The organism is Sediminibacterium sp. (assembly GCF_051861365.1).
GTDB lineage: Bacteria > Bacteroidota > Bacteroidia > Chitinophagales > Chitinophagaceae > Sediminibacterium.
On record NZ_JBHYCW010000012.1, the window covers coordinates 20,596 to 46,261 of the forward strand.

Consider the following 25,666-nt stretch of genomic DNA (forward strand, 5'->3'; position numbering starts at 1 on the left):
ATGAGTCAACCTATTATTAAGGTTACAGACCTGCATAAAAAATACGGCGATTTTGAAGCGGTAAGAGGATTAAGCTTTGAGGTATTGCAAGGAGAAATCTTTGGATTGTTGGGTCCCAATGGAGCCGGTAAATCAACTACATTGGAGATCATTGAAACCTTACGTGAGAAAACAAGTGGTCAGGTATGGGTAGATGGATTTGATTTGGATAAAGAGCCCAATGAGATCAAAAAGATCATTGGGGTACAATTACAAACTTCAGGGTATTATCCGGGATTGAATTTGGTGGAATTGTTGCAATTGTTTGCCGGATTATACAATCGCGTCATAGATCCCATGCATTTATTGGATGCAGTCAATCTTCGTGATAAAGCAAAAGTCAAATTCAAAGAGCTGAGTGGTGGGCAAAAACAAAGATTCTCTATTGCTACCACACTCATCAATGAGCCACGCATTATTTTTCTCGATGAGCCCACTACAGGTTTAGACCCTCAAGCCAGAAGAAATTTATGGGATTTAATTCGCCAAATCAGAGATAAAGGAACAACAGTGATCATTACCACGCATTATATGGATGAAGCCGAGATTCTGTGCGATCGTGTAGCGATTGTAGATAAAGGAAAAATTATTGCGATGAATTCTCCTGATAAGCTGATCGATGAACTCGTCGCCACCGGCTTCGAAAAACCCAAAGAAGTCAAACAAGCCAATCTCGAAGACGTCTTCATTCACTTGACCGGACATGCGTTGAGAGAAGGAGGGTGAGAGAATGATGAATAAAGAATAAAGAAACAAGGAACAAGAAAGGAGAAACAAGAAACAGGAAGTAAGAAATAAGAAATAAGAAATAAGAATAGTATAACTAATAACCTGATCACCTGATCACCCAAAACCAACCCCATGACCCAAGACCCGCGTTACCCCATCGGAAAATATGAACCCAAGCCTTATAGTGAGCAACAAAAGAAAGAATGGCTGGCTGATATACAGTTTCTTCCTGAAGAAGTAGAGAGAGCCATTTTGAATTTAGATGCGGCACAATTACAAACACCTTATCGTGATGGTGGTTGGACAGTGCAACAGTTGGTACATCATATTGCAGACAGTCACATGAATGCTTATATACGTTTTAGGTTAGGGTTAACGGAAGACAATCCTGTGATTAAACCTTACGATGAAAATGCCTGGGTAAAACTTGCTGATATTGAAACGGTTCCTATCAATGTTTCATTGACCCTATTGCATGGCGTTCATCAGCGGCTGCTGGCTACGATCAAAGATTTGACACCTGAACAGTGGGAGAGAAAAGTAACACATCCTGAACATGGCAGAGAAATGTCGATGTGGTTTTTATTAGGATTGTACGCTTGGCATGGCAGACATCATACGGCTCATATCACTACATTACGTGAAAATAAAAGATGGTAAATGCGAGAACTCAAATGGAAAAAATTAGCATCGGAAAAAGTATATATTGATCGCTGGTTTCAGGCTCGTGCAGATACATGTGAGTTTCCCGATGGGAGAATCATTACACCGTACTATGTAGTAGAACTACCCAATTGGGCGAATATATTTGTGGTGACCAGTGATGAAAAAGTTGTACTCGTTCGTCAATATCGTTATCCAGTTGATCAGATCACTTATGAGTTACCCGGAGGTGTAATTGATAAAGGAGAAGATCCTAAGATGGCCGCTATACGTGAGATGCAGGAAGAAACAGGGTTTTATTCGGATGAAGTATCGTTTTTATGTCAACTATGTCCTAACCCTGCGATCAATGATAATACAGCTTATTTTTTTCTGGCTAAAAATGCTGTTCTAGGCGAGAAAAAAAATTTTGATGAGTTTGAAGACATTGATGTTTGCTTGTTCAGTAAAGAAGAGTTTCTACAGCTACTGCGCGAAAATAAAATACAACATGGAGTACAATTAGGACCTGTATATGAAGCGTTGTTACAACTCAACTGGATAACGATTCAATAATTAGTCTTTAGCTATTGGTATCATTACTTCACCTACTAAAAATACACTTCCACAGATCAGGATCAGATCTTTTGGGTGAGCAATGGCAAGGACTTGTTTTAATGCGGCATTGACATCTGCATAACAATCTCCCGTTAAACCCACTCTATTCGCTTGATGTTGTAAACTCACTGCATCGAGTGCTCTTGGAATCTGCGCTTGCGTAAAATGGTAGTGGGCATTTTTGGGTAAGATGTTCAATACGGTATCAATATCTTTATCTTTTACCATACCAATGATGATATGTAAATGTTCGTATGGTACATAAGCCAATTGCTGATTAATGGCTTTGATGCCGTCTTCATTATGTCCCACATCGAGTATTACTGCAGGGTTTTCATGAATGATTTCCCATCTTCCATGGAGTCCTGTTAATTTTTTAACCTGCGGTAATGCATTTTGTACAATGTGAACTCCTGTATTCCACCCTTTGGAAGCCAATTGGGAAGCAGCTTCTGCAACAGTGATGATATTTTTTAATTGATAGATTCCCGGAAGATCTAATCGATATTCACGTTGTTCTTGCGAAGCATGATCAATCATGGTTACGATCAACTGATGATGTTCGTAAGTCCAGTTAACAATACTTTTTGTTTCAGCGGCATAGATCAAAGCGGTTTGTACTTTTTCTGCAATATGATCAAATACCCGTTTGGTTTCTGGTACAGATTCTCCAATTACACAAGGGATACCCATTTTCATAATACCCGCTTTCTCACCTGCAATAGCTGACAGTGTATTCCCTAGCATATTCATATGATCCATTCCGATATTGGTGATGATACTCAATTCGGGATGAATGATGTTTGTACTGTCTAATCTTCCACCTAACCCCACTTCAATCACAGCAATATCTACTTTTTGTTCGGCAAACCAACTGAATGCCATGGCAACTGTGATCTCAAAAAAGGAAGGTTCAATTTCTTCAATCAGGGGTTGAATTTTTTCCGTGAAACGAATGACGAATGCTTCTGAACACATTTCACCATTGATCTTAATACGTTCTCTAAAATCTTTTAGATGAGGAGAAGTATACAATCCGGTCTTATAGCCACCTGTTTGAAAAATAGCAGCCATCATATGACTCACAGATCCTTTGCCATTGGTACCCGCAATATGAATGGATTTGAACTGATACTGAGGATTGCCCAGTGCTTCGCATAAACGAATGGTATTGGTGAGGTCTTTTTTATAAGCAGCAGCTCCGATTCTGCTGAACATAGGTAGTCTGGTAAATAGATAGTCGATCGTTTCTGCGTAGGTCATTGTGAGACTCAAAACTGTTGTCGACAAATGTATGAAACTATGCGATTGTGATGGATAAAGCCGCAGATTCTTCCGCCTTAGGTGGATGAACCTATGGCTTATAATTTTAAGTATCGTAAACCTGTTATCCTTTCAATTTAAAACTAAACACCAAAGTCCCTGTTTGTTCATCCGCATTGCCTGCATTCATCTTCAGTGATCTGGCCTTGCGTAGGGCGATATTTCTGATATTTTGATTGGTAGTAGTGGTGCCTTTGGGATTTACAACAGCCATGGTAACATTACCGGACTTGTCTACTGTAATATCAACAGCCACTTTTGCATTCTCATTAAAATCGTCTTCAAAAGATGGAATACTTCTAAAACTTCTTCCGGTTAGTCCGCTACGAATACTCACACCACCTGTACCACCGGCACCACCATTACCGCTGGCGGCATTGCCTTTGTAGCTATCTGAATTTGGATTACCATTCGGATTCCCCTGATCACCTTTTCCACCCGCAATGCCCTGATTTTTTACACCATTGTAACTATCGGCATTATTTCCACTGGTGGTGGTACTGGTGCCGCCTTGAAATACTGCTTTGGGTTTGGGTGCAGGAGGAGTTGGATTACTAACCGTGTTATTGGTTGGCTTTGTGATGGCAGGTATGTTTTCACTGATTGGTTTGGTAACAGGTTTATTGATTGTTTTATTGACAACAGGTGCATCGTCCGCTTCATTTTCATCACCCGTAATATTGGGTTGATTGGTGGTAGGAGTAGATTGTGCGGGTGTATTGGCATCCTGTGTTTCAGAGGGTGAACCGGGAATTTGGGGTGCAATATCACCCAGTCCTGTTTCGCTGTTACCAAGGTTCACTTCAATACCTTCACCAAAATCCGGCTGTGGAATCTGAGGTAAACTCCATTGCAACATAAAAAACAATAAAAACAAAGCCCCACAGATAGCTACTGTAATAAGCGATGCTTTGATATTTTTTTCTCTCTCAAAGTCGAGTGTCATGCTTGCAATGTTATTCATATAAAAATACAGCTATGCTTTGAGCCAATGAACAATGTTGAAAATTACAGCCATAACCATGCAGTAATCCACTTTTGGGGTATAAAGAAAGGTTAATTGTGGGTGTAGCAGATAGCCTATGGTTCATAGCTAATAGTTCATAGCGTATAGCAAGTAAAAAGTGTATATGGAGAATATTGCTTCCATTTGCCATGAACGATAAGCCATCAGCTATTAGCCCCAAAACACATCGTAACCAAAACGAAGCAAGGTCGCTATCACGATGATGAGAAAGAAAATGCGGATGAACTGATTGCCTTTCTTGATGGCCAAAGATGCACCCATGATACCACCTATGGCATTACTGATAGCCATTGGAATGGCAACTGTCCAGAGAATACTGCCTTTTAATAAGAATAAAACAATCGATCCTAAATTGGTGGAGAGGTTGACCATTTTTGCATTGGCACTGGCTTGTAAAAAATCGAAACCAAGGATAGCAATAAACGCAAGTACTAAAAAACTACCTGCACCCGGACCGATAAACCCATCATAAAATCCGATCACGAAGCTGATCAATAAACTCCATCCGAAAATGGATTTCGTGCTATGCTTTTTATGCACCTGTTGTCCGAAATCTTTTTTAGAATATGTATAAATCGCTACCAGCACCAGTACAATAAAGATCACGGGTTTCATATATTGATTGCTGACAACAGTCAATAACTGTGAACCGGCAAATGCTGCGATAAAAGCAGTGATACACATCCATGAAGTGATGCGCCAATTCAACTGCGTTCTTTTTAGGTATTGCCTGGCTGCAAAAAAAGTACCACTGAATGAAGGTATTTTCAAAGAACCAATCACCGTTGAAACCGGTAGGTCTGGGAGTAATACCAGTGCCGCAGGGGTTTGGATCAATCCGCCGCCGCCAACAATGGCATCAACAAATCCGGCAGAAAAAGCGGCAATGCATAATAAAATCAATGTAAAGGTATCCATGAAGGAATGAAGATAGGATGTTGGATTAATTTTTCCGGAGTAAAGATTTCATATGGAATAAACCGAAAACAGGACCGATCGCCAATATAGGTAAAAGCCAATATTTAGCTACAGTATCAGGCATGAATCGATTCCATATCAGATTCAAGGTTTCGATGCTTACAATGGTAATGGCAAAACCAATAGAAGTCACTAATGTGAGTGCTGTTCCTTTTGTTACCGGCGTAGCAGTTTGTGATACCAATGCAGAGAATTGTGGTGAATCAGCAATAACAAAACATCCCCATAGCATCAAGCACAGCAAAAAGATATTGGGAGAGGCATAGAAAAATAGAGGTGATAGCAAACAACAAATACCCGATACGACTAAAGATACCCATGCTACTTTGGCACTGCCTATTCGGTTTGAAACAGCTCCGCCAAGAATACAACTGATACATCCCACAGCAATGATCATAAAAGACCAAAAAGAAACAGGGATGGAGCTGGCATGAAAATGATTATACCAAGTAATCATTAATGGAATAAAAGCCCAGAATGTATAGAGTTCCCACATATGTCCAAAATAGCCGAATGAAGCGGCTTTGAAGGAGTTGTCTTTAAATAGACTTACTAAATTAATTTTCTTCAAACCAATAGATTTGGCACGATGCGGACCATTTTTTAAGAATAATCCAACTAATAAACCACCTGACGCTGCAATAACAGAAGTGAGGATCATCACTTGCTGCCAATTGTCTACTTGTATGGTGCTTTTAATCAAATGAGGTAATGCTTTGCCAGCTACCAAAGCACCCACGAGAAATCCCAATGCTTTTCCCAATCCTTTTGCATACCAGTCGGCTGCAATCTTCATTCCGACCGGATAAACACCTGCCAGAAAAAAACCGGTAAGTAAGCGATAAGCCAATAGTAATACGATATTATTGTTTACCCATATAACCATCACATTAAAGACTGCAGCCAACAATGCACAGCACATAAACAGTTGTACGGGCGAGAATCGATCGGCAATACTAAACAAAGCGAATACCAATGTGCCGATGATGAAACCGGATTGCACAGCAGTGGTAATATTTCCCAACATGCTATCCGGTAATTGATACTGTATTTGTAGCGCAGGTAAGATGGCATTTCCCGCAAACCATACAGATGTTCCTGCAAACTGTGAAAAAACAATCAAAGGAAGTACATAACCCGGAACAGTGGAAGATACCGCATGCTTCATACCGTAAATTACTGTTTTATACGGTTATGGTTTTGCATGGTATTGGCAATGATCAATCCACCAATGACGAGTAATCCACTGATCAAATGAATGGAATTGATTTGCTCACCCAATAACCATACAGCTTCGAGGGTGCTGAAAATGGGGATGAGGTTTCCAAAAAGAACAGTGGTGCCTGTGCCTAATTTTTGTAAAGCTGCATTCCAACACAGAAAAGAAATTACAGATGTGCCTAACCCCAGATAAATGATGGATCCATATAAATTTCCATTCCACTGAACGGGACCAGTGATATTGAATTCTGTTAGGTAAGCAGGAAATAACAAAATGGTTCCCAGTAAAAAAATGACGAATAAAAAATTGATAGCTGAAATGCCGCGGGGCTTTTTTCTGACAAGAATATTATAAACAGCAAACGCAAATGCACCCGCAAGTACCCAAAGATCGCCCACTGAAAAGCGAAAAGAGGCAAGGTTTTCCCAGCTACCTTTTGATAATAGTAAAACAATTCCTGCAACACATAAAAGAATCCCAATGATCCTGAATGTATTCATTCTTTCTTTCAAAAAAACAACCGCCATGATGGTAGCAAAAATGGGAGAGGAGGTTGTGCCAATCAATGCCATGTTAATGGCAGAAGTATAATGTCCGGCAACATATACAAACGTATTAAACAGTGTAATACCTGTAAGTGCTACCCAGAAAATGTATTTCCAGTTTGTTAAGACAATCTGCTTCTCTTCTTTAAATTTTTTGATAGCCAGTGGAGCAATGAGTACTGTGGCTAGTGACCATCTGTAAAAGGCAAGACTAACAGGAGGAATTTGTTGGTTCACACCTCGGGCAATCACAAAATTGCCAGACCATATAAGTGTTGCCAATACGGCAAGTGCAATACCTGTGTAGTAGTCTTTTTTTGCAACCATTATTCACTAGTGTCAATAAATCTTATTGGTATAATTCAGCACCTGCAAAATGCTGATCATAATTTCCTTTGATTCTTTCGATCGGCGGATTAAAATATCCGAATCTCACTTTGGGAAACTCTTCAGCTATCAATGACATGAGTTGTTTTACCCCCAACATTTCGCCGGTCTCATGTACTCCAATTTTACCCATGTACCAATCAGGATCGATGTTGAAATTACGCCATTGTATCATCGAAAGATCCGTATCGATGATCAATTGACGCAGTGCTTCATATTCCTCAATACTATCGGTCATTCCCGGAAAAACAAAATAATTGATACTAGCCCATCCTCCATAACCACGCACTACTTTCAAACTTTCAATGATATCTTCAAAGCGATAGTTATTAGGACGATAATAGGGCTCATAAATATGTTTGCGGGCAGCGTTGGTGCTTACACGAATACTGTTAAGGCCGGCTTCACATAAAGCTTTTACCGCATCAGGTTTAGAACCGTTGGTATTGATATTGATACTGCCTCTGTCTGTATGTTTCCGTATCTGTAAAATGGCTTCGCGAATGGTTTCCCACATCAATAAGGGTTCACCTTCACAACCCTGTCCAAAACTTACAATAGGGAATGGAGCATTCATTAGATGCGGAACGGTGAATTCAACGATCTCTTCCGCCATCGGTTTGAATGTGAGACGATCTTGCGTAGATACAATGGTTTCTTCTTCGGGTTGAAAAGAAATACAACCTACACAATTGGCATTACAGGCAGGTGAGGTGGGAACCGGACATTCCCATCTGGAAAGAGAGAAATTTCTTGCTGCCGGACAATTGTATGTCATGCAACAATTCTCCATTAGGTGTTTGACCAGACGATTGTCCGGATAGTTATTGAGTAACTGTTGCGTACCTGTTTCAATTTTTTTGCTGTCATAGCCTGCGCATTCTTGTCTGATGTCTTTTTCAATTCTTACCGCAGGTACATAGGTTTTGTTATTGTACCAACCTGCAGCCGTATAACAAAACAAGGGTAAAGTAGGGGCGTCAGGCAGGGTTTCGTAAGCAGCAATGTATAAACCTGTATGTGCAGGTGGAATAAAAGCGGCAACTGCCCAACCTTTTTCACATAAACGCATTTCACCGGTGACTACGTCAATACCAATGCCTCTGCGACCCGGCAATTCATATAAATTTCCACCATCCGGCAACTCGATCCATTCATCTAAAGGAATGGGGAATGCATCCCATCCTGCTCTTCCTGTGGCATACAAACTGGTATCTTCAAAGATATTACCATTACCATCTGAGTAGAGTATGTATGGAGATTGTGGAATTGACATGTTATATGATTTGTGACGATATACTATCTACGCAGTCATATTGCATTGTAGATAACACATTATTAGTAAACAGAAGTAAATTAATCTATTTTATGGTATCTGCTGTAATCATTGATTGGCAGAATTCATTGAACTCTTTCTCTAACTGTGGAGTTGTTTGTGAGTCAATTTCTTTCTGAAGTAGTTTGTTGTTCTTGAAATCAAGTGTTAGTAAACCATCCTTCAATACTACATTACTCAACTCATTCCATTGATAGTGTTTGCGTGGAAAAGTATTGAACACCACTTCAGTTTCATCAAAAGCGATCTCTCTAGGAAATTTTACTTGTTTTTCCATCACTGCTGCAATTACATACACAGCGAATATCCATACATAGGGAGATTTCAAAGTGATGAATAAGCCCCATGCAGCAAACAATAATCCGATCCTATAATATCCAACTTTACCGTTGCTTTTTTTGGCATAAGTAAAAATGATCCAGCCAAGTATCAGTGTTACAATGGTAAAGGGCATGATCGAAGCATTCGAAAATGGCGTCAATGCATCTTCCAGAAGAACAATAACAGCTAATAGCAACATCATGATACTGATATTGTCTACCAATTTAAAGTTGCGTTGTTTTAATACAACAATATAATCAAAGGTCTTTGCCGCCATTTTACTATTTGATCATGAGGTTACAGAGTCTCCATAATAAACGAGCACCCACATTGCTATCCCAATCTGTTTGTCCAACCCCGATCTCCACAAGGTCAAAACCAATCAATTGTCTGCCGCTCTCTTTTACTTTTTTGAACAGATACAATACTTCTTCTGTCTCAAATCCGCCCTGTACAGGTGTTCCGGTATTTGGACAATATTTACGATCCAGTCCATCAACGTCAAAACTGATGTATACTTTTTCAGGAAGCTGGTTCACGATTTCATCTGCGATATGTTTCCAGGTATCGCCTTCAAATTTTCTTTCCTGTATGTTTTTGTCGAAGTAAGTAATAACCCTGAAATTACTATTGCAGATATAGTCCCATTCTTCTTCACAGAAATCACGAATACCGGCTTGTACCAGTTTGGTGATTTGGGGAATTTCATTCAGTGCATTGTACATCACGGAAGCGTGTGAGTACACAAAATTTTCATAAGCTTTTCTAAGATCACAATGTGCATCGATTTGAAGAATGCCAAAATCACCATGTTTTTCTGCCAATGCTTTCATGAAACCCAGCGGAGTGCTGTGGTCACCACCCAGCAATCCCACCAGTTTGCCTTTGTCTAACAATGCTTTGGTTTCATCATACACCCATTGGTTCATCATCAAACTGCCTTCATTGATTTCTTTCAGGCTTTTGCACATGAATTTGTTCTTTTCTACTTCATCTCCATGGGAGATATAGTCGATGTACAATTCCGCTTCTTTGCGCAGATAATCGCTTTTCAACAAGATCTTTTTGTTGGTCTCTTTCATGTAATAGCCTTGTTTCCATCCACCCGGAACATCGGCGTCGAAGAGATCCACCTGTATACTGGCTTTTAATACATGCTCAGCAGCACGGGCTGTACCTGCACCATAACTAACCGTTACTTCCCAGGGAACAGGAAGTATCACGAGGCGTGCATCTTCTTCAGAAAAAGGGAGTCCGAAAATATTGTTGTTGGGATTACCAACCGTGTTGGGGTCAAACTGCGATAAGTCTGTCATGATGATTCTTAGATTGCAAACAGGGCGCAAGTTAGGCGCATTTTTCGGAATTATGGCTGTTTGTGCCCACGGGAACTTATTATTTGCCCCTTTTGATGGTTATTTCGGCTCATATTTCTCCATGAATGACTTGAATAGATATTCCCATGCAATAAAGGGGATAAGGTATAGGGTATAACCCGGAATAGCTTTTACAGATAGCGGTAGCCACCAAGCATGTAACAATAAACTGATCAGCAAGAGCCATTTCAACCCCAGCCAACTCTCCAAAAACCAGCGATCAGGCAGTGTAAAAGGTATTAGTACCCATACAAAAGCAGGATTAAATAATGAGCGACCCGTGTAGAGGTAGGTATATATGAAAAATCCCATCAGAAAAGCCAGAATAAGAGCTGTATAACGCCCGGGGATGATCAAAAAAATAAGTAAAAAGGTGGATGTGAAGATCCATTTCCAGATATCGACCTGAAAAACCTTCGGATCAATGAATACCGGATAATCTACGTGGTCAAAAGGTAATGCACTATTTATCCAAAGACATACAAAAATCAGAAATAACCAGCCTGCTATGATCCTGGCCATGAATTTCTTGTATTCCTGTAAAGTGTTTATTTCTGAAGGGTTCTCTTGCTCCATGTCCTAAAATTGTGGAAAGAAATCTGTTTTAACAAGATTGCCTGACAAACATCCCGTGTTGCTTGTTCATTTTGGGCTACTTTTGCAGCGTAAAAAGGTTGACATGAAAAAAACACATATCATCATACTGGTTTTGATTGCTGCTGCGATTGTTGTTTTGATTAGCTATACCGGTGATCTGACCACCTATGAAACCATTGAATCTGCCAGACAAAAGGAAGGTAAGTTTGTGAATTTGATCGCTAAACTGGATAAAACCCAGCCACTGGAATATGATGCGGTTAAAAATCCGAACTATCTCACTTTTACAGCTGTGGATACATTAGGTAATAGCATCAAAGTAGTGTACCATAACAATAAACCTACGGATATGGAGAAAAGTGAGCGTCTGGTATTGAAAGGAAAAATGCAAGGTGATCATTTTGAGTGCAAGGATATTCTGTTGAAATGTCCTTCCAAGTATAAAGACGATCCCAAAGCCATGCAGCAACAGCCGGAAATGAATAAAGAAGTGAGCAATTAATTCCAGGCATTTTACATTTTATTCCCTGACAGAATTCCATCAATATGCAATATTTAGGAGAACATTTATTACCCGGACAGGCAGGACATTTTTTTGCGATCTTATCATTGGTAGCGTCTCTCATCGCTACCATTGCTTATTTTAAGGCAAGCCGTATTCATTTGGAAAATGAAAAAGCAGGTTGGATCAGAATGGCGCGCGTTGCGTTTCTGGTAGAGACGATCAGCGTACTGGCCATGTTTGGAATTTTGTATTATATCATTTCCAATCATCTGTTTGAATACAAATATGCATACAACCACAGCGACAGAAGTCTGCAGATGGAATATTTATTGAGTTGTTTCTGGGAAGGACAAGAAGGTAGTTTCATGTTGTGGAGTTTTTGGCATTGTGTATTGGGCTGGGTATTGATATGGCGTGCTAGAGCCTGGGAAGCAGGAGTGATGACAGTGATGAGTTTTGCTCAATTTGCCTTAGCCACCATGTTGTTGGGTGTATACATTTTTGGCGTAAAGATTGGAAGCAGTCCTTTTGTGTTATTAAGAAATGAGTTCGATTGGCCGATTCTCGAAAGACCAGACTATCTCAGTCTTATTAAAGATGGAACGGGATTGAATACTTTGCTGCAGAATTATTGGATGGTGATCCATCCGCCCATTTTGTTCCTAGGTTTTGCTTCTACCATTGTTCCTTTTGCCTATGCCATTGCCGGATTGATGAGTAAAAAACATGAATGGGTAAAACCTTCCTTGCCATGGGCATCTTTTTCTGCGGCAGTGTTAGGTACCGGTATCATGATGGGTGCAGCATGGGCTTATGAGAGTTTATCATTTGGGGGATATTGGGCATGGGATCCGGTGGAAAATGCTTCATTGGTTCCTTGGTTGACATTGATAGCAGGGCTACATACAAACCTTATTTATCGTCACAGTGGTTATTCACTGAGACCTACTTATTTCTTTTATATTATTACCTTCTCTCTCATTCTGTATTCAACATTCTTGACACGTAGTGGTGTGTTGGGAGATACTTCTGTACATGCGTTTACAGATCTTGGAATGAATACACAGTTGCTGTTGTTTGTATTGGTATTTTTTGTTCCTGCCTTGTTTTTGTATTTCAAAAATTACAAATCAATTCCATCCATTCAAAAGGAGGAGAATACTTATAGTCGTGAATTCTGGATGTTCATAGGGTCTTTGGTATTGTTCTTGTCGGGGATGGTGATCATCGCTAAAACTTCAACACCTGTTTTCAATAAATTATTCGGCACCAATATCGCTCCGCCGGAAGATCCTGAGTTTGCACATAACCAGATTCAGATTTTTGTAGCGATTATTATTGGCTTATTGACGGCACTTACGCAATACCTCAAATACAAAGACACACCCAAGCGCTTTTTTGGTAAGAATATCTGGATACCAACAGTAGTGGCTGTATTGCTCAGTTTGTCTATCAGTTTCTTTGGTGAAGTTGCTTACGATAAAAAAGGCCCCGGATTTTTATTCGCCATTCATCTAGCCATTTTTGCAGCAGTGTATGCTGTTGTAGCTAATGCATCTTATATCTTTTTAGGACTCAAAGGAAAACTAAAAGCAGCCGGTGCTTCCGTAGCGCATGTTGGATTTGGATTGGTACTTGTTGGGATATTGATCTCATCTGCTAAGAAAACAGTATTGAGTTGGAATACCACAGGTGTAACACCTTTGAGACAGGAAGATGCCAAAGAACGTGGGAATCCGGCAGGAAATCCGGCTGAGAATATCACTTTGTTCAAAGGTGTAGCTACTGATATGGGTCGATATATGGTTACCTATGTGAAAGACACACTGAATGAAAGAGACCGAAAGCGTTATTATGAAATTAAGTTTAAGGCAAAAGAAGGAGATGATTCTTTCAGTTTGTATCCGGATGTGATCAAGAATAATAAAGGCATGGAAGGTTTTGCAGCCAACCCTGCTGCGAAACATTATTGGCACAAAGATATTTTTGCATACATCACTTCTTTCCAGGAAAACAGCACAGAAGATACAACTAGTTTTACCAATCGTGAGATCAGTGTAGGGGATACTTTGTTTTATAGTAATGGGTTAATTATTCTCAATAAAGTATCTGTAAATCCAACCGAGCAAGTGGCTTTATATAGTCAGGGTGAAACAACTTTGTTTCTTGATATCGCTGTATTGTCTAAAGATGGAAGAAGATATACTGCAACACCGGGTATTGCCGTAGCCGGAAATGAGTTCAGACCTATTCCAGATACGGTTACAGCGCAAAGTCTGATCTTGAAGTTCAATAAAGTGAAAGATGAAAAGAAAGGATTGCTGGAGATTGGCATCAAAGAAAGTGGGGCCATTACAGACCTGATCACGCTTAAAGTGTATGAGTTCCCAATGATCAATGTATTGTGGTTGGGTATTGTGGTGATGGTTGTTGGTTTTGTGATGTCCATCATTCAACGAAACCGTCAATCAAAGAACAGCTTGAAAGTTGCATCGTAGTATTCTATTTTACTGATATGGTTGCTGTTTATGATTGACATTAGTTTCATAAACAGCCACCAATTTGTTAAAAGTATCCTTTCCCCCGGGTTACTTTTCTTCACAGGCAGCATTAATTAGAAAAACTAGTTCTATTTTTAAGTAATGCGCTTCCCTGGCAAACATATCATACTGAGTATGCTGGTCATTGTAATGACTAGTATTGCCCTTTCTGCACAAGAGCGTGGTCCTTATGATACGGTTCGTGTATATGCATATATCACCCCGGAAGGAGACACCATCCCTGAAAGTATATTACCTCCTGTAGAAGTCATTGGAAAATTAACAGGTAAATGGAAACGACACTGGGCTGAATGGACACGTTTGCGTAATGCCGTTTATGTTACCTATCCATATGCGATGGCAGCCAGTAAAGTGATGAATGAGATCAATGCCAGATTGGTGAATGTGTCTGATAAACAAAAAAGACGGGCGATCATCAAATCAAGAGAAAAAGAATTGAAAAAGGAATTTGCTGACAAACTCACCAAACTATCTGTGTATCAGGGAAAGGTTTTGATGAAGTTGATCTATCGTCAAACCGGTAATAATTGTTATGAGATCATTCAGGAGTATAAAGGAGGCTTTAATGCGGCATTTTGGCAAACCATAGCTGTTGTATTTGGCAGTAACCTGAAACAAAATTACGATCCATACAATAAAGACCGGGATATGGAAACGATTGTTCGTGATGTTGAAGTGATGTATGGTTATCGCGGTTAAAGATGTGTGTTCAACAAACTAATAAATTCTTTTCTGGGTATCATCGTTGCTCCTAGACTTTCCAGATGTTCCGTATAAACCTGGCAATCGATCAGTATTACTCCTTCTTGTTGTAGTTGTCTGACCCAATGAATGAATGCAAATTTGCTGGCATTGCTGGCTTTGCTGAACATGCTTTCTCCAAAAAAGAAAGGCCCCATTTTAATACCATACAATCCACCTACCAATTCATTGTTCATCCATGCTTCGGCGGAATGTGCATGACCGAGACCATGCAATTCAATAAACGATTCTTTTAGTTCTTCTGTGATCCAAGTGCCATCTTGACCTTTTCTGTTGAGCGATTGACAATGATGAATGACCTGATTAAAATCAGTATTGACTTTGAATGTGAAAGTTTTCTTTTTGATGATCTGTTGCATGCTTTTGCTCACTTTCAGCTCTTCCGGTATCAATACAAATCTGGGATCGGGACTCCACCATAATGGAATAGTATCATCATACCAAGGGAAGATACCGTTTCGATAAGCTAATAAGAGTCTTTCTACGGAAACATCTCCACCCATGGCCAATAATCCGTCTTCCAATGCATCTGTTACGGGAGGAAACCAAAGGGAAGAAGTGAGTGCATGTAAAGGCATGGAGAAGAATGTGAAATAAGGAATATGAAATGAAATTAGCTAATAATCAAATGAAGCAAATCAAATGAGGAGTAATTTCAAAATACTTTCTCTGTTTCTTATTTCATATTCCTTATTTCATATTTTCAATCGTCGCGCCAATACCACGGTCTGTAATGGCGTCGCACATGGGTTTGAGGGTTTCGTAGCTGCCCTTTTTTACCGCATATTTTCCTTGAAAATGAATGATGAGGGCACTTTGCTCTGCTTGTTCATGTGAATGTCCACACACTTCCATGAGGGTTTCAATCACCCATTCAAATGTGTTCACTTCATCGTTCCATACGATCAGTTGATAAGGAGTAGTGGTTTCTACCAATACATCTTCATCTTGTGATTCCCATGGACGTGGGGAGGTGCTATTTGAGAAAGGGATCATTTTGCAAATTTAAGGAGTTCAATTGGGTTCTGCAGAGAACACAAATGAGGATTCCTTACCAGTTATCATTTTCTAGAAAGTAGCCACTCTTTATCTAATTATAAATTTTCTATTTCAAAGAATAAAGGGAGGTGATCACTATAACGTAGCCACTTTTTTTTATCGCCAATTTTAAATTGACGCATATTTGTTTTCAATGCTTTAGAAGCAAAAGCGTAGTCAATATGATATGGTTTCATTATGTTTCGTTGTAAGAAAAAGGTTGGACGTGTTTCCTTTCCTTGTTGTTCTTTAAAATAGGTGTGATAAAGGCTATGAATATCCATTTTGTATAAATCATTAACAACATCTGTATGGTTCCACCATCTATCCCATTGATCCCATATTGAGTTGCTATTAAAGTCGCCTGCCAAAATTATTTTCTTGAAATTTTCTTTGTTCAGCTCAATGTATTTCCAAAGTTGCCCTATGTATCCGAAGTTTGGGGACTTGTTTTGACTTGTCCAAATGTTTACTAACTGAAAGTCATTATTTACCATACACGGCAAAAAATGTCGTACTTTATTATCCTTATAATTATCCGGCCAATCAATTGCCTCAATCGTTGTATCTTTTTTTGCAAAAATTCCGATTCCTTTGTTTTTATTATCTCCCCTCCACAAAAAATTTGAAGCCCAGTCTTTGTATGATTTATTAATAGAAAGTTCTGGGTTTTCGCATTCTTGGATTAAGTATAGGTCTGCATCAAATGCAGATAATGTTTCTATCTTATTTCTTAAAGCCCCATTACAATTCCAAGTAACTATTTTCATTTAAATAGAGTATTATAAGAAATGAAGTTTCTGTAATAGCAATATATTTAAAATATATAGAATTTTTAGAATGCAATTCGTGTATATAAAGGCAGGCATAATGGGAAAAAAAGAAAAGCCTCAATGAAATAATTGAGGCTTTGTCTGTGGGAGCACACGGGTTCGAACCGCGGACCCTCCCGACTAAGGTCGGGATGCACTAAATCAACTGAGCTTAATAATTGATGTAGTGTTATTGTTAGTCTGAACACTCCTAAATGCATAAAAAAACCATCCACATGAAGTGAATGGCCTTTCTTTATTCTGTGGGAGCACACGGGTTCGAACCGCGGACCCTCCCGACTAAGGTCGGGATGCACTAAATCAACTGAGCTTAATAATTGATGTAGTGTTATTGTTAGTCTGAACACTCCTAAATGCATAAAAAAACCATCCACATGAAGTGAATGGCCTTTCTTTATTCTGTGGGAGCACACGGGTTCGAACCGCGGACCCTCTGCTTGTAAGGCAGATGCTCTAAACCAACTGAGCTATGCTCCCGTTTTGTTAGGAGTGCAAAAATAGGGTCTGAAACATTACTGCCAAAAAAAGTTTTGAGATTTTTTAAAATTAGTTCAACTGCAAGGCGGGTAAGCGATAGTGCTGACTATCATACACAAACAATTCCTCAATCTCATAAGTCCAGTATTTGTATAAGGGAGATTTCACCAATAGTTGGTCTGCAGCTTCTTTGGTCTCTGTATTCAAGGTAATCCAGCAGGTCTGACTTTCCATACTCACGGCATAGCTGTCGATGATTCCTTTATTTAGTAAGAAATTCACATAAGTACGATGGGGTGGAACCAGCGACATAAAATCATCATCCATCTGAAACTTAATGATCGCCTGAAACTTTTTCATACTTGCCTGTTTTATTGGATATACGAGTACAATATCCGTGCTGATTTTATTTCAGTGGCAATCTGACAACTCCGATTTTGTTTTACTGCTGATATTGCAGTTATTTACTGCCACATTCAAAATGAACCTATATGATCAAAACCATTCTTTTGTTATTGGTCTCTAATGTCTTTATGACTTTTGCCTGGTATGGGCACCTGAAACAACAAGGAATGCCATTATGGAAAGCCATTGCCATCAGTTGGGGTATCGCTTTTTTTGAATACTGTTTAATGGTACCTGCCAATCGTGCAGGATATGCCAACGGATTCTCGGGCTTTCAATTAAAGATTACTCAGGAAATCATAACGCTGCTTGTGTTTACCATATTTGCAGTCTTTTATCTAAAAGAACCTTTTCAAACCAAATACCTGATCAGTTCCTTGTTCATTCTTGGGGCTGTGTATTTTGCTTTTAAAAAATAAGGAGTACTGAACTAGACAGTACTCCTTTCCGATATCCCAAAAAAACAACAATGAATCTTCAATGCTTTCAGCTTACCCAATTTTACGTTTCAACATTCTTCTTTGACCGGGGTGTAAACTATCTGATCTATGCTTGGCTCGTTCTTTAATTTGTGCTTTTTGTTCCGGGGTTAATTCATCATAGCGCTTACGTATATTTTCACGCATTGCTTTTTTCTGTTCAGGCGAAAGACTATCATAACGGGCTCTCATGGCTTCTTTCCGCTCAGGTGACAGTTCATGTCGTCCCTGTTTTCTTCTTTCGTATAACCTTGCTTTTTGTTCAGGCGTTAGACTATCCGTACGCTGACGAATTCTTTCTTTAACTTCTTCTTTGGTTTGTGCTGTAGCGGTATTGGTTTGAATGGCGATGCAAAACAATGCTGCCATACAAATGAGAAAGGTCTTTTTCATGTCTTTATGTTTTTGATAAGACATGAACGATGGAGACGGGTTTAATGCAATCGCAATTATTTCAGGCTTTTAACTTTTTCTATGATGGCAGTACCAAAAATGCAAAGCCCACTGTTAAAAACTATGAGCGCAGCAGTGCCATACCAAAACCAGTTACCACCATTGGCTTTCACGGACCCTGCATCGATGGCCATCGATAATCCGGCGCCCACTAATACCAATCCGATAGGTGCTAGGAATAACCATTTCTTTTTGTGTGTATTCATATCATTAAGGTAAGATCAATCGTGCAATTCTACCATTTCCTCCGGCAAGAAAAATGGCTTTACCGGTTCTTGCTTTTTGTACCACATGAAAACTTTCTTTCGAAATCAATGTCCAGGTTCGTCCGCCATCACTTGAAATATCAATCCCGGATATTCCACAAGTGACCAGTTCTTTTTCATTGAGATAAATAACACAAGAACGATAGCCATGAGGAGGAACTGATGGCTTGGAAAAGACAGGTTTCCCTTTTTTGAAGTTTACCAACACACAGTTATCCGAAGCAATGGTATCTTTTGCAAAATCGCCACCCACAATCACGGCTGATTTTGTTGCACTCCAATAATCGATGGAGTTAGCACCTGTTGATGTGCCACCTTGCATCATAGGAAGAGAATCGTTGAATGTATTCCGATACAGGTCCTTCAATCTTGCTTTGCTACCTCCTGTAACCAAAAGCGTATTCGTGCCGAAATCTTTTTCGTTGATCAATTTTACATTCGTTCCACTGGATGCAAACATTGCTTCGGTATCAGCTACTATGCGTACATCTTTTTGACGATTGGAAGCGGGCATTTGTTCCCAAAGATCACCACCATTCCATGATATAGCAGCAAATAATTTTCCATGAATCGGATCACCAACAACGATCATTTTTTTATTGTCTGCGTATAGATCCATCGCGTCCAAAAACATTCCTTTGGTGGTATCCTCGAATACTTTTCTCCAGTTTTTACCGCCATCGGTTGTTTTCAAAATAACAGCCGGCTCTGCGATTGCCATGATTACAGCAGTATCTGCATTAAAAGCTTCGATATCACGGAAATCCCTTTTCTCATAACCGGGAACAGGAATCCAGTGTATCGTTTTGCCTCCATCGGTAGATCTTACAACAGCCCCATTACTACCACTCGCCCAAAATACCTCGTCATTCACTACACTTAACCCCCTAAAACTTACCTTTTTACCCGATTCCAATACCTGAACTTGTTGTGCCTTACCCAAATGGACGCAAAAAAGGAAGAAGCCACCAACAATTATTTTATAAAACCGCATAGCTGCTACATTTTTGTAGTCTGAAGATAACGGAAATAAGAAACAGGGAACAAGAAACAGGGAACAAGAAAGAAATCAAGAAATCCCCGAAGGGGTCCTTCGGACAAAAAATCAAAGATCACATGATACCATATTGGATGAGTCGGACGCAACTTTTATTGGGTGATGAACCGATTGAAAGATTAATGACGAAAAATGTACTGGTGGTTGGACTAGGTGGTGTGGGTGGTATTTGCGCAGAAATGATTGCTCGTGCCGGGGTGGGTAAGATGACGATCGTTGATGCGGATACAGTGGATTTGAGTAATTGTAACCGTCAGATGCCGGCTTTACACTCCAAGGCAGGAAAATTGAAAGCAGAAGTAATGGCAGATCGATTGAAAGATATCAATCCTGATCTTGATCTCACTGTCTTAACTGAATTTATTCGTGACGAACGCACCAATGAAATTTTAGATCAAGGCAAATTTGATTATGCGGTAGATTGTATTGATACACTTTCTCCCAAAGTATATTTCATCAAAGCTTGTATTGATCGCGGTATTCCGATTGTTACTTCTTTAGGCGCAGGTGGCAAAGTAGATCCCTCGCAAGTGATGGTGACAGATATTTCAAAAACACATCAATGTAACCTCGCAAAATATGTTCGTAAAAAACTACATGGATTCGGTATCTACAAAGGATTAAAAGTGGTATTCAGTCCCGAAAGAGCTGACCAGAGTAGAATCATCGAAACAGAAAAAGCCTACCCCAAAAAATCCATCATCGGCACCATCAGTTATATGCCGGCTATCTTTGGTTGTGTTGCTGCCAGTGTGGTGATTAGAGACCTGTACGGTGTGTCGGATGGGAATAGCGAATAGGTGATGGTAGATGGCAGATCTCAGATGTATGATTTCGGATGTCTGATTTCTGATTTGGGATGGACCTTTTTTTCTATTAATCCTGACATAAAAGACCTAATACCATAAATCTTACATCTGCTATCTGATATCCGACATCAGACATCAGACATCAGTAAATGATCGCTGCTCGCACCATTTCTTTCCAGGCTCTTGTATTCGTGTGCTTGGTGATAGCGGTGATGAAAGCGGGGAAAGGGAGATCGAATAGTTGCTGACTATTTGTGATGCCGGTTAATTTATCTAAATGATTTTTCCCGCTTGGGTTAACACTGGTTGGATAAATATCCCATTCAAATTGATCAGGATGTAGAGTTTTAATGAGTTTGATAGCGATCATCCCGGTTATTACCGATTGAAAACTGATGTTGTCATGTACTTTTAATTGAACTGCCTCACAAAGCATCCCTTTGAATTTACTATGCTCGGGTGTGAATGTAATGGCTTGCGCGCTGCATTCTCCTCCGGAAATATCATTCAGCATACTCGCTACTCGTTCAGCATGTAACCAGGGTGCTCCAATAGCGGTAAAACTATAAGGAGTGCCCCTTCCTTCAGAAAGATTTGTAGCTTCTAACAAACAAAGACCCGGATATAACAACATTGCATCAAATGATTGTATAGCTGGCGATGTAGCTACGAATGGAAGTTTCCATTCCGGTTGAAACTGTTCTCTATTCCAACCTTTACAACGTATGATCTCAAGGGTAGCTCCAATTTCTTTTACTGTATTAAAATATATCGCCAACTCACCCAATGTTAAGCTATGCCTGATAGGCATTTCCCATCTCCCAATAAAAGAACCATTGACTTCATCTAAAAACGGACCTTCCGCCAATTCCAGTATTCCGGAAATAGGATTGGGGCGATCTAAGATGATCAATGTTTTTTGAGATTTTGCAGCGGCTTCCATTACATGCGTAAGTGTCCACAGATATGTGTAAAAGCGACTTCCTAAATCGGGTACATCAAACAGTAAAATATCTATCTTGTCTAAATGAACTGCCTCCGGCGCCAATCTTTCACCATACAAGCTGATCACAGGTAAACCGGTAAGGATATCTGTTCCATCGCTCATGGCATGTCCATCAGCACCTTTCACATCCAAACCATGTTCAGGTGAAAACAACATCGTAATATGAAAGCCATTTTCCAATAAAGCCTTTCTGGAAGCAATTCCATCATGTGTTCGAGCCGCTTCATTAGTGATCATGCCAATGCGCGATTGTTTCCAAGAAGGGTTTAGTTGAAGCAGATGATCGATTCCGAATTGTAGCATAGGAGAATTCAAAAGTAAAAAGTAAAAAATCAAAAATGAAGAAGTGGAGTGAAAGGTGAAAAGTGAAATATTCTTTTGACTTTTCACTTTGGACTTTTGACTTCTCTCACAAACCCCATCTCATTCTTCATCTCTTCCACAATATTAAAAATGATCGGACAGCGTCCGTAGTGCATGAGGGTGGTGAACAGTCTTTTGGAAAATCCCGGTAAATGCATGGCGGGGAACTCACGACAGCCTTCAAAGCGGTGTTCATAGACATTACAGCGATTGGCTTCGAGAAAAGTACAGGGAATGGCATTCATTAACATCATGCCGTTATTCCCTTTCTCAAGATAAGTTTCATCAAAAGAAGCTCTGGAAACTTCCAAATGTGCAGAAAGTGTATCTGCTTCTGATTCAGAAACATTGATCATTAGACTCTTGCAACAATTGCCGCAAACAGTACAATCTATTTGCTTTTCTATAGAACGATTGAGTCGATTTGCTACCGCATCCATTTGTTCCGGTATGTTCGATTTTACCTGACGGGCAAATCGATCATTCTCCTCGAGTCGCTCAGCGGCAAGAATAGCGATCTGTTCCAGATCCCGGATGGGTTGTTTTTGAAGGAAATTGATGCGATAAAGGTAGGTAGAAGGGGCTGAAAATGGTAAAATCAACATTTTTTTGTGTTTTATCCACATGAAAACGGCATTTGTAGAAAAGAAAAATTGTGTCGGGTGTACAGGTGGTTAGATTTGCGGGTTGGAGAGCAGAAAAAAGGTGAAGGAGTTTCTATAAAAATGAAGACTTATGGCAGAACAGAAAAATTTGAATGAATACAATGAAGAATCGATACGGTCTTTAGACTGGCGTGAGCATATTCGACTCAGACCGGGGATGTATATCGGTAAACTGGGCGATGGTTCCGCTACAGACGATGGTATCTATGTATTGATTAAAGAAGTGATCGACAACTGTATCGATGAACATACCATGGGATTTGGGAAACAAGTGGAGATTACCATCGAAGGTAAACAGGTAAACATCCGCGATTATGGTCGAGGTATTCCGTTGGGTAAAGTAGTGGATGTGGTGAGTAAGATCAATACAGGTGCTAAATACGATAGTAAAGCCTTTCAAAAAAGTGTAGGTCTGAATGGAGTAGGTACCAAAGCGGTAAATGCATTGAGTCAGTATTTCAAAGTCACTTCTCACCGTGATGGGAAAGAAAAAACAGCTGAATTTGAAAGAGGTGTATTGGTAAAAGATTACAAGGAACAAAAAACAAGTGAGCCCAATGGAACGCTTGTATCTTTTATTCCCGATGAAACAGTCTTTCGCAATTTTCATTTTATTCATGAATACCTCGATAGCCAACTATGGAATTATTGCTATCTGAATGCGGGACTATCTATTCATTTTAATGGAAAAAAGTATGTGAGTAAAAACGGATTGCTGGATCTGTTGGAAAGAAAAACCAATGCAGACGAACTCCGTTATCCCATCATTCATTTGAAAGGCGATGATATTGAAGTGGCCATTTCTCACAATAATGATTACGGGGAAGATATTTTCTCCTTTGTGAATGGACAGTATACCACACAAGGTGGAACCCATCAACAGGCATTTAGAGAGGCCTATATTAAAGTAATCCGTGATTTTTATAAGAAAGATTATGATGCTTCTGATATTCGTGGTAGTATCGTAGCCGCCATTTCTGTACGTGTACAAGAGCCGGTATTTGAAAGTCAGACCAAAACCAAATTGGGCTCTCAGAATGTTTCTGAAGGTGGTCCGTCCATGAAAAAATTTGTGGAAGAATTTTTGGCGAAAGAATTGGATAACTATCTCCATAGAAATCCAACCGTAGCGGAAGCCCTTCGTAAACGTATTGAACAAAGTGAACGAGAAAGAAAGGAACTGGCTGGAATTAAAAAATTAGCCAATGAAAGAGCGAAGAAAGCCAATCTGCATAATAAAAAGCTAAGAGATTGCAGGGTGCATTTGAATGATGATTTACCTGCTAAGAATAAAGAAGAGTTCATCGCCTTGCAAAAGAATTCAACCATTTTTATTACCGAAGGGGATAGTGCCAGTGGAAGTATTACAAAATCTAGAAGTGTAGATACACAAGCAGTGTTTAGTTTACGTGGTAAGCCATTGAACGCTTTCGGACTTACGAAAAAAGTGGTGTATGAAAATGAAGAATTCAATTTATTGCAACATGCACTGAATATTGAAGATGGAATGGAAGGATTGCGTTACAATAATATTGTCATTGCAACGGATGCAGACGTGGATGGAATGCATATCCGTTTGCTGATGATGACTTTCTTCCTTCAGTTCTTTCCTGATCTTGTTAAACGTGGACATGTATACATTTTGGAAACACCTTTGTTCCGTGTGAGAAATAAACAGGAAACCATTTATTGTTACGATGAATCAGAAAAACAGGCTGCTATTCAAAAACTAGGAGGTAAGCCGGAGATTACACGATTCAAAGGGTTAGGAGAGATTTCTCCGGAAGAATTCGGAAGATTCATTGGCGCAGAAATGCGTGTTCAGCCGGTGATATTGGAACAAGGCGATCATATTCAACAATTATTGGAATATTACATGGGTAAGAATACCATGGAAAGACAGGATTTTATTATCAACAACCTAAAAGTAGAATTGGATCTGGAGGTAGCAGCCAACTGATCAAAGTATTAAATAGCGTAAGATGATTCATATTGTTTTCGAAACTGCGAACATAGCAGTATTACAACAAGCCATAGAATTGGATGAAACCATTCAAGGAACCATTCTTGAAATTAAAGATGATTATGCGGTAGGTCCGTTAGGTGATATTTATGCAACCGAAGGTTACCAACTACGTCGCGATTGGTGGAAAAGTTTGCTCGAATTTTCTCCTTATACCGAACAACTAGATTTGGTAGATGATAAATTAACTGTACATCATTTATTGAAACAGTTGGATGAAGAACCTGATACAGAAGTTTGGATATGGATGGCTCAAAATGCTCATGATGTTTGTGGGTATTATTGGTTGATGAGTCAGTTGAAAGACTATCAAGGAAGGGTACAGGTTTTATACCTCAATAATCTTCCCTTTATCAATGAAAAGGGACAAATATTTTATCCATCCTATCTGCATGAAATTCAACCGAAGGAATTCTTGAAAGCCAAAAAATTGTCCAGACCTATTACGCTCAGTGAGTTTGAAGTAGATCCGGATGAATGGAAAAAACATTGTCAGGAATCAGCCATGGTGCGTTTTTTAGAAGGCGGTAAAAAGATCATTGGTAAAGAAGTAAATTTTTTTGATAAGGATATTCTTACACATATCAACTCAGAGCCGCAAAAACTGAGTAAGATATTAACGAATACTTTGAGTAAGATGAAAGTGAAGACAGGGGATGTTTTTTTGGTATGGCGTATTAGGGAACTGATTCAGGAAGGAAAATTAGAAGCTATTGGTGACTGGAATAAATCTTGGAAAGACATTAGTGTGAAGATACAAGGGGGCAAGAGTCAGGACACAAGTGTAGAAGTAGCGGAATAAAAATACAGTAGGAAATATCAGA

The 25,666-nt window shown here is 39.5% G+C and carries 28 protein-coding genes and 1 tRNA gene; 10 read left to right on the plus strand and 19 right to left on the minus strand.

Going from position 1 to position 25,666, the window contains the following annotated elements:
* The 3 genes from ACTIEV_RS07280 to ACTIEV_RS07290 all read left to right on the plus strand — a co-directional run bounded on the left by ACTIEV_RS07280 (position 1) and on the right by ACTIEV_RS07290 (position 1,986).
* On the plus strand, positions 1 to 765 hold the full coding sequence (locus ACTIEV_RS07280; RefSeq protein ID WP_322194610.1) for an ABC transporter ATP-binding protein: 765 nt from the start codon (positions 1 to 3) through the stop codon (positions 763 to 765).
* Positions 766 to 900: 135 nt separating this feature from the next.
* Positions 901 to 1,428: a YfiT family bacillithiol transferase gene (locus ACTIEV_RS07285; RefSeq protein ID WP_322194607.1), complete on the plus strand. Its 528-nt coding sequence runs from the start codon at positions 901 to 903 to the stop codon at positions 1,426 to 1,428.
* A complete protein-coding gene (locus ACTIEV_RS07290; protein ID WP_322194605.1) occupies positions 1,429 to 1,986 on the plus strand; it encodes an NUDIX hydrolase in 558 nt (185 codons plus the stop codon).
* On the opposite strand, the gene ACTIEV_RS07295 is transcribed toward ACTIEV_RS07290, so the two are convergent.
* From ACTIEV_RS07295 to ACTIEV_RS07335, 9 genes are all read right to left on the minus strand, one after another.
* The gene (locus ACTIEV_RS07295; protein ID WP_439516306.1) at positions 1,987 to 3,291 is read right to left on the minus strand and encodes a bifunctional folylpolyglutamate synthase/dihydrofolate synthase; all 1,305 of its coding nucleotides are present in this window, start codon (positions 3,289 to 3,291) and stop codon (positions 1,987 to 1,989) included.
* Between the two features lie 124 nt (positions 3,292 to 3,415).
* The gene (locus ACTIEV_RS07300; protein ID WP_322194601.1) at positions 3,416 to 4,297 is read right to left on the minus strand and encodes a hypothetical protein; all 882 of its coding nucleotides are present in this window, start codon (positions 4,295 to 4,297) and stop codon (positions 3,416 to 3,418) included.
* Positions 4,298 to 4,528: 231 nt separating this feature from the next.
* Positions 4,529 to 5,296, minus strand: coding sequence for a sulfite exporter TauE/SafE family protein (locus ACTIEV_RS07305; RefSeq protein ID WP_322194600.1), 768 nt, complete (start codon positions 5,294 to 5,296; stop codon positions 4,529 to 4,531).
* 25 nt (positions 5,297 to 5,321) lie between these two features.
* Entirely contained in the window at positions 5,322 to 6,524 is a 1,203-nt protein-coding gene (locus tag ACTIEV_RS07310) for an MFS transporter (protein WP_322194598.1), read from the minus strand.
* A gap of 8 nt (positions 6,525 to 6,532) precedes the next feature.
* Complete coding sequence (locus ACTIEV_RS07315) at positions 6,533 to 7,450, minus strand: DMT family transporter (RefSeq protein WP_322194596.1); 918 nt, start codon at positions 7,448 to 7,450, stop codon at positions 6,533 to 6,535.
* A 22-nt stretch (positions 7,451 to 7,472) separates the two neighbouring features.
* The gene (locus ACTIEV_RS07320) at positions 7,473 to 8,786 is read right to left on the minus strand and encodes a radical SAM protein (RefSeq protein ID WP_322194594.1); all 1,314 of its coding nucleotides are present in this window, start codon (positions 8,784 to 8,786) and stop codon (positions 7,473 to 7,475) included.
* 85 nt (positions 8,787 to 8,871) lie between these two features.
* Entirely contained in the window at positions 8,872 to 9,444 is a 573-nt protein-coding gene (locus ACTIEV_RS07325) for a hypothetical protein (RefSeq protein WP_322194592.1), read from the minus strand.
* A 4-nt stretch (positions 9,445 to 9,448) separates the two neighbouring features.
* Entirely contained in the window at positions 9,449 to 10,483 is a 1,035-nt protein-coding gene (locus ACTIEV_RS07330) for an agmatinase family protein (RefSeq protein ID WP_178889704.1), read from the minus strand.
* Positions 10,484 to 10,582: 99 nt separating this feature from the next.
* On the minus strand, positions 10,583 to 11,119 hold the full coding sequence (locus ACTIEV_RS07335; protein WP_322194588.1) for a hypothetical protein: 537 nt from the start codon (positions 11,117 to 11,119) through the stop codon (positions 10,583 to 10,585).
* Between the two features lie 103 nt (positions 11,120 to 11,222).
* Between ACTIEV_RS07335 and ACTIEV_RS07340 the strand changes: the two genes are divergently transcribed.
* The 3 genes from ACTIEV_RS07340 to ACTIEV_RS07350 all read left to right on the plus strand — a co-directional run bounded on the left by ACTIEV_RS07340 (position 11,223) and on the right by ACTIEV_RS07350 (position 14,905).
* Positions 11,223 to 11,642 (plus strand): cytochrome c maturation protein CcmE domain-containing protein, encoded by a 420-nt coding sequence (locus tag ACTIEV_RS07340; protein ID WP_178889706.1) that lies wholly within the window; start codon positions 11,223 to 11,225, stop codon positions 11,640 to 11,642.
* Between the two features lie 44 nt (positions 11,643 to 11,686).
* Positions 11,687 to 14,143 carry a cytochrome c biogenesis protein CcsA gene (gene ccsA, locus ACTIEV_RS07345; RefSeq protein WP_322194586.1) on the plus strand — a complete coding sequence of 819 codons (2,457 nt, stop codon included), beginning with the start codon at positions 11,687 to 11,689 and terminating at the stop codon, positions 14,141 to 14,143.
* A gap of 144 nt (positions 14,144 to 14,287) precedes the next feature.
* Positions 14,288 to 14,905 (plus strand): DUF4294 domain-containing protein, encoded by a 618-nt coding sequence (locus ACTIEV_RS07350; protein ID WP_322194584.1) that lies wholly within the window; start codon positions 14,288 to 14,290, stop codon positions 14,903 to 14,905.
* Here the strand turns inward: ACTIEV_RS07350 and aat are convergent.
* The 5 genes from aat to ACTIEV_RS07375 all read right to left on the minus strand — a co-directional run bounded on the left by aat (position 14,902) and on the right by ACTIEV_RS07375 (position 17,676).
* Entirely contained in the window at positions 14,902 to 15,546 is a 645-nt protein-coding gene (aat, locus tag ACTIEV_RS07355) for a leucyl/phenylalanyl-tRNA--protein transferase (RefSeq protein WP_322194582.1), read from the minus strand. The genes ACTIEV_RS07350 and aat overlap by 4 nt on opposite strands.
* A gap of 112 nt (positions 15,547 to 15,658) precedes the next feature.
* A complete protein-coding gene (locus ACTIEV_RS07360) occupies positions 15,659 to 15,964 on the minus strand; it encodes an ATP-dependent Clp protease adaptor ClpS (RefSeq protein WP_322194580.1) in 306 nt (101 codons plus the stop codon).
* Positions 15,965 to 16,062: 98 nt separating this feature from the next.
* Positions 16,063 to 16,776 carry an endonuclease/exonuclease/phosphatase family protein gene (locus ACTIEV_RS07365; RefSeq protein ID WP_322194578.1) on the minus strand — a complete coding sequence of 238 codons (714 nt, stop codon included), beginning with the start codon at positions 16,774 to 16,776 and terminating at the stop codon, positions 16,063 to 16,065.
* A 465-nt stretch (positions 16,777 to 17,241) separates the two neighbouring features.
* Positions 17,242 to 17,316: transfer RNA gene (locus ACTIEV_RS07370), tRNA-Val, on the minus strand.
* A 69-nt stretch (positions 17,317 to 17,385) separates the two neighbouring features.
* Positions 17,386 to 17,676 carry a hypothetical protein gene (locus tag ACTIEV_RS07375; protein ID WP_322194576.1) on the minus strand — a complete coding sequence of 97 codons (291 nt, stop codon included), beginning with the start codon at positions 17,674 to 17,676 and terminating at the stop codon, positions 17,386 to 17,388.
* Positions 17,677 to 17,807: 131 nt separating this feature from the next.
* Here ACTIEV_RS07375 and ACTIEV_RS07380 point away from each other — a divergent pair, with 131 nt between their 5' ends.
* Positions 17,808 to 18,140, plus strand: coding sequence for a DMT family protein (locus tag ACTIEV_RS07380; RefSeq protein ID WP_322194574.1), 333 nt, complete (start codon positions 17,808 to 17,810; stop codon positions 18,138 to 18,140).
* 72 nt (positions 18,141 to 18,212) lie between these two features.
* Here the strand turns inward: ACTIEV_RS07380 and ACTIEV_RS07385 are convergent, their stop codons facing one another.
* From ACTIEV_RS07385 to ACTIEV_RS07395, 3 genes are read right to left on the minus strand one after another with little or no spacing between them, the layout of a single operon-like run.
* Positions 18,213 to 18,593 carry a DUF3106 domain-containing protein gene (locus tag ACTIEV_RS07385; RefSeq protein WP_322194572.1) on the minus strand — a complete coding sequence of 127 codons (381 nt, stop codon included), beginning with the start codon at positions 18,591 to 18,593 and terminating at the stop codon, positions 18,213 to 18,215.
* Positions 18,594 to 18,649: 56 nt separating this feature from the next.
* A complete protein-coding gene (locus ACTIEV_RS07390) occupies positions 18,650 to 18,859 on the minus strand; it encodes a hypothetical protein (protein WP_322194570.1) in 210 nt (69 codons plus the stop codon).
* 4 nt (positions 18,860 to 18,863) lie between these two features.
* Positions 18,864 to 19,913, minus strand: a complete 1,050-nt coding sequence (locus ACTIEV_RS07395) for a WD40/YVTN/BNR-like repeat-containing protein (RefSeq protein WP_322194568.1) — start codon at positions 19,911 to 19,913, stop codon at positions 18,864 to 18,866.
* Positions 19,914 to 20,035: 122 nt separating this feature from the next.
* Between ACTIEV_RS07395 and ACTIEV_RS07400 the strand changes: the two genes are divergently transcribed.
* The gene (locus ACTIEV_RS07400) at positions 20,036 to 20,776 is read left to right on the plus strand and encodes a tRNA threonylcarbamoyladenosine dehydratase (RefSeq protein WP_322194565.1); all 741 of its coding nucleotides are present in this window, start codon (positions 20,036 to 20,038) and stop codon (positions 20,774 to 20,776) included.
* A 151-nt stretch (positions 20,777 to 20,927) separates the two neighbouring features.
* On the opposite strand, the gene ACTIEV_RS07405 is transcribed toward ACTIEV_RS07400, so the two are convergent.
* Both ACTIEV_RS07405 and ACTIEV_RS07410 read right to left on the minus strand, forming a co-directional pair.
* The gene (locus tag ACTIEV_RS07405; RefSeq protein ID WP_322194563.1) at positions 20,928 to 22,094 is read right to left on the minus strand and encodes an exo-beta-N-acetylmuramidase NamZ family protein; all 1,167 of its coding nucleotides are present in this window, start codon (positions 22,092 to 22,094) and stop codon (positions 20,928 to 20,930) included.
* Between the two features lie 83 nt (positions 22,095 to 22,177).
* Positions 22,178 to 22,759 (minus strand): YkgJ family cysteine cluster protein, encoded by a 582-nt coding sequence (locus ACTIEV_RS07410; protein ID WP_322194561.1) that lies wholly within the window; start codon positions 22,757 to 22,759, stop codon positions 22,178 to 22,180.
* A gap of 130 nt (positions 22,760 to 22,889) precedes the next feature.
* Between ACTIEV_RS07410 and ACTIEV_RS07415 the strand changes: the two genes are divergently transcribed.
* Both ACTIEV_RS07415 and ACTIEV_RS07420 read left to right on the plus strand, forming a co-directional pair.
* Positions 22,890 to 24,779: a DNA topoisomerase IV subunit B gene (locus ACTIEV_RS07415; RefSeq protein WP_322194559.1), complete on the plus strand. Its 1,890-nt coding sequence runs from the start codon at positions 22,890 to 22,892 to the stop codon at positions 24,777 to 24,779.
* A gap of 22 nt (positions 24,780 to 24,801) precedes the next feature.
* Entirely contained in the window at positions 24,802 to 25,644 is an 843-nt protein-coding gene (locus ACTIEV_RS07420) for a DUF1835 domain-containing protein (protein ID WP_322194557.1), read from the plus strand.
* Positions 25,645 to 25,666 lie beyond the last annotated feature (22 nt).